This is a genomic window from Kitasatospora sp. NPDC059571 (assembly GCF_042735675.1).
GTDB lineage: Bacteria > Actinomycetota > Actinomycetes > Streptomycetales > Streptomycetaceae > Kitasatospora.
This window is the reverse complement of the sequence record NZ_JBHWBW010000387.1, coordinates 1-3753: the sequence shown is the minus strand read 5'-3', so window position 1 is coordinate 3753 and position 3753 is coordinate 1. Positions and strand designations below refer to the sequence as shown.

At 74.0% G+C, this 3753-nt stretch carries 4 protein-coding genes; 1 reads left to right on the top strand and 3 read right to left on the bottom strand.

Going from position 1 to position 3753, the window contains the following annotated elements; translation table 11 throughout:
- Positions 1-164 precede the first annotated feature (164 nt).
- From ACFV0G_RS30515 to ACFV0G_RS30505, 3 genes are all read right to left on the bottom strand, one after another.
- Positions 165-467, bottom strand: coding sequence for a hypothetical protein (locus ACFV0G_RS30515; RefSeq protein ID WP_380555027.1), 303 nt, complete (start codon positions 465-467; stop codon positions 165-167).
- 152 nt (positions 468-619) lie between these two features.
- A complete protein-coding gene (locus ACFV0G_RS30510) occupies positions 620-2197 on the bottom strand; it encodes a carboxylesterase/lipase family protein (RefSeq protein WP_380555025.1) in 1578 nt (525 codons plus the stop codon).
- A 141-nt stretch (positions 2198-2338) separates the two neighbouring features.
- A complete protein-coding gene (locus ACFV0G_RS30505; RefSeq protein WP_380555023.1) occupies positions 2339-3061 on the bottom strand; it encodes a flavodoxin family protein in 723 nt (240 codons plus the stop codon).
- Positions 3062-3238: 177 nt separating this feature from the next.
- On the opposite strand from ACFV0G_RS30505, the gene ACFV0G_RS30500 reads away from it, so the two are divergent.
- Positions 3239-3727, top strand: coding sequence for a glutathione peroxidase (locus ACFV0G_RS30500; RefSeq protein WP_380555021.1), 489 nt, complete (start codon positions 3239-3241; stop codon positions 3725-3727).
- The last annotated feature ends 26 nt before the right edge of the window (positions 3728-3753 follow it).

Here is a 3753-nt window from a genome sequence, read left to right as displayed (position 1 = left end):
GCGCGCCCCGGCGCCGGGGGGGCTACCCGGCCGGCGCCCCGGACCCCCTCTCCGCCGCACCGCCGCCGGGCGGGGGCCGGGCGGCCGCGCGGCCCCCCCCGCCCCCGCCCGCCCGCCCCCGCGACCGAGCCCGAGACCGGGACCGTGCAGTGCTCCGATCCGGATCACTGCGGGGGCGGACTGTCCCAGCTGTAGAGGTCGGGCATATTGTGCCTGCCGCCGGAGTTCTGGTTCTCGATCTTCGCGTCGGCCGTGTAGGACGTCCCGTCGGCGAAGACCACCGAGCAGCGCAGACGGGCGGTGTCGCCGCGCATCGTGTCGTGGACGTGCGGGGTGCAGGAGACCGAGGTGACCGGTCGGTGGTCCACGTCGGTCAGGTGGGACTTCATCGCGTTCTGCAGGTCGACGTAGGCGTCCGTGTTGGGCCCGCATCCGGCCGCGCCCCCTGCGACGACGGCCGTCAGCACGAGGAGCCCCGCTCCTCGCCGGAACGCTCCCGCAGCGCACTGCCCGCGAAGTCGGGCCATCCTCATCGGCAGGGCTCCCGGTCGGTCGGTCGAAGAGCCCCGAGCGTAGCGCGGACGTCGGTCGGCCCTCGCCGCGGGCCCGGGGGCGTGCGTCAGGTGTCCCGTCCGGGGGATTCGCTCCGGTCCGCCGCCGGCCCGGTCAGCGGGAGGGCCGGGAAGCCGTGGTGCTGCCACAGCTGCCGGGATGCCTCCTCCGGGTAGGCCGCAACGGCCGGCCGGGTGTCGAAGAGCCGGACGAGGCGCCGCTCGACGTCGTAGGCGGGCCAGCCGGGATCGCCGTCGGCGGCGAACGCCGTCCACGCGGCGCGCATCCGTGCGGACAGTTCCTCCGCCTCCGGCGACGGGGTCCCGCCGATCAGCATGGCGGGCCCGCCGTCGCTCAGGTTGCCGAAGACCAGCGGTACGTCGAGCCCGTGACAGGCGCCGAGGGCACCGCCCAAACCCGGGGCGGGCCAGGTCAGCTCGTAGAGGTGGGTCCGCCCGCCGGCGGCGGTGTGCGCCTGCGCGAGGTGAAGGGTCGGCATCCGGAACAGCCAGTCGGCGTTGACCAGTTCGTAGAGCTCCTCCGGCCCGGCGGCCGGGAAGGCCTCCCGGTAGCGGCGGGCTCCGTCGGGGCCGGGGGCGAGCGCGTGCAGGGCGGTGTCGGCCTGTTCCTGCGTCACCCGGCCCAGCACGCCGTCGATCAGGCTGAACAGCCGGTGCTCGTCGCGGGTGTGGCCGACGAGGAGGTCGACGCCCCGGCCGGCGCCGCCGGCCAGCGCCTGCCAGGGGGTGGCGGGCAGGACGTCGCCGTCGACGACGGGCGCGAACGGGATCGCCCGCTGGGTGATCGGCCCCCAGCGGTCCTTCCACCGGCCGATCCTCGCGGCGACCGCGTCGCCGGCGGCGGACAGCCGGGACGGGGACACCCCGGACAGCTCGGCCGCCGTGGGCCGCACCCCCACCTCGGCGGCGCAGGCTGCAGCGATGTCGGCGGCCAGCTCCGGCGAGAAGTACGTCCCCGGGACGCTCTGCGCGACGGCCCGGCGGAAGAGCCCGGCCGCACCCGGCACGGCCAGCAGCGCGGCAACCGATCCACCGCCGGCGGACTGGCCGAAGACCGTGACCCGGTCCGGGTCGCCTCCGAAGGCCCGGATGTTGTCGTGCACCCACTGCAGCGCGGCGACCTGGTCGAGCAGACCCCGGTTGGCGGGGGCACCGTCGATCTGCGCGAAGCCCTCGGCGCCCAGCCGGTAGTTGAGGGTCACCACGACGACCCCGCCACTGGCCAGGCGGCCGCCGTCGTACTCGGGGAGACCGGACGTGCCGAACACGTACCCGCCGCCGGGGATCCACACCATCACCGGAAGGCCGGCCCCGACGGCCGGATCGGGCGACCAGACGTTCACCGTCAGCCAGTCGTCGCCCGCTGTCTCCTTCGCGAGTTCGTCCATGCCGAACAGACCGGCCTGCGGTGGCGGCGGGCCGTACGACTCCGCCGCCCGGACGCCCTCCCAGCCGTGCACCGGCCTCGGGGCGGCGAAGCGCAGTGCACCGACCGGCGGCTCGGCGAACGGGACGCCGCGGAAGACCGCCCGCCCCGCCTCCCAGGTGCCGCGCAGCACTCCGGCCGCTGTTCGGACCTCGGGCGCGGATGCGGGATCGGACGGACAGGATGCGCTGGCGGTCACGACGACCCCTCCGACGGATCGGGCTCGATCGGGCCACGGGCGGCCCGGTCCGCCGAGCATGTCACCGCACCGGGGTGCGGGCCAGCCGTTTTCGGACCGCGGGAGAGCCCGGCACCACGGGTGGGGAGCCCCGCCTCCGGCTCAGCGGTGCTCGGGGTTCTCGGAGTCGAAGCGGCAGCCGGCGTCCCACTCGGAGCGCTGGTTGCCGTGGGCGGGGATGCCGCCGGCGTCCTTGAGCATCCGGGCGAGGTGGAGGAGGTTCCAGGTCATGAAGGTGGTGTTGCGGTTGGTGAACTCGTTCTCCGGCCCGCCGGAGCCCGGGTCGAGGTAGGACGGCCCCGGGCCCGCCTCGCCGATCCAGCCCGCGTCCGCCTGCGGCGGGATGGTGTAGCCGAGGTGCTGCAGGCTGTAGAGGACGTTCATCGCGCAGTGCTTGACGCCGTCCTCGTTGCCGGTGATCAGGCAGCCGCCGACCCGCCCGTAGAAGGCGTACTGCCCGGCCTCGTTCAGGATCGACGAACAGGCGTACAGGCGTTCGATCACCTTCTTGGTCACCGAGCCGTTGTCGCCGAGCCAGATCGGCCCGGCCAGGACGAGGATGTCGGCGGCCATCACCTGGCTGTAGACCACCGGCCACTCGTCGGTCTCCCAGCCGTGCTCGGTCATGTCGGGCCAGACGCCGGTGGCGATGTCGAGGTCGACCGCGCGCACGACGTCGACCGCCACGCCCTGGCGCTCCATGATCGCGACACTGCGGTCGATCAGACCCTGGGTGTTGCTGCGCTCCGGAGAACGTTTCAGGGTGCAGTTCAGGAAGATCGCGCGGAGGTCGTCGTAACGCGGCGCAGCGCCCTGATTGCTCATGGCGGCCAGCTCAGCACGGGCTACGGAGCCGGGCCACCCCGGTGAACCGTCCGGGTGGGCGGCCCGCGGCCGTCGGCCGTGGCCCGTCCGGGCGGGGCGGGGAACAGATCGGCCGTGCGCGGTGTTGTGCGCTCCGGCGCATCAGCCGACTTGACCGCCCCCGAAGGGAACCCTCCGTTGAGCCTGTACGACATCCCGCTGCGCACCCTCGCCGGCGAGCCCTCCTCGCTCGCCGACCACAAGGGCAAGGCCCTGCTCCTGGTGAACGTGGCGTCCAAGTGCGGCCTGACCCCGCAGTACGCCGGCCTGGAGCGCCTGCAGCAGCGCTACGCGGACCGCGGCTTCACCGTGCTCGGCTTCCCGTGCAACCAGTTCCTCGGGCAGGAGCCCGGCTCGGCCGAGGAGATCCAGACCTTCTGCTCCACCACGTACGGCGTCTCCTTCCCCCTGTTCGAGAAGATCGACGTGAACGGCGAGGACCGGCACCCGCTGTACGAGCGGCTGACCGAGACCGCCGACGCCGAGGGTGCCGCGGGCGACGTCCAGTGGAACTTCGAGAAGTTCCTGCTCTCCTCGGACGGCTCGGTGGTCGGCCGTTTCCGCCCGCGCACGGAGCCGGAGGCCGACGAGATCATCGCCGCGATCGAGGCCAACCTGCCGGCCTGATCCCCCGGCCCGCCGGACCCCTGGCC

Excerpts from the sequence above, each read along its gene's own strand:
- ACFV0G_RS30505 (WP_380555023.1), bottom strand. The coding sequence starts at position 3,061 with ATGAGCAATCAGGGCGCTGCGCCGCGTTACGACGACCTCCGCGCGATC.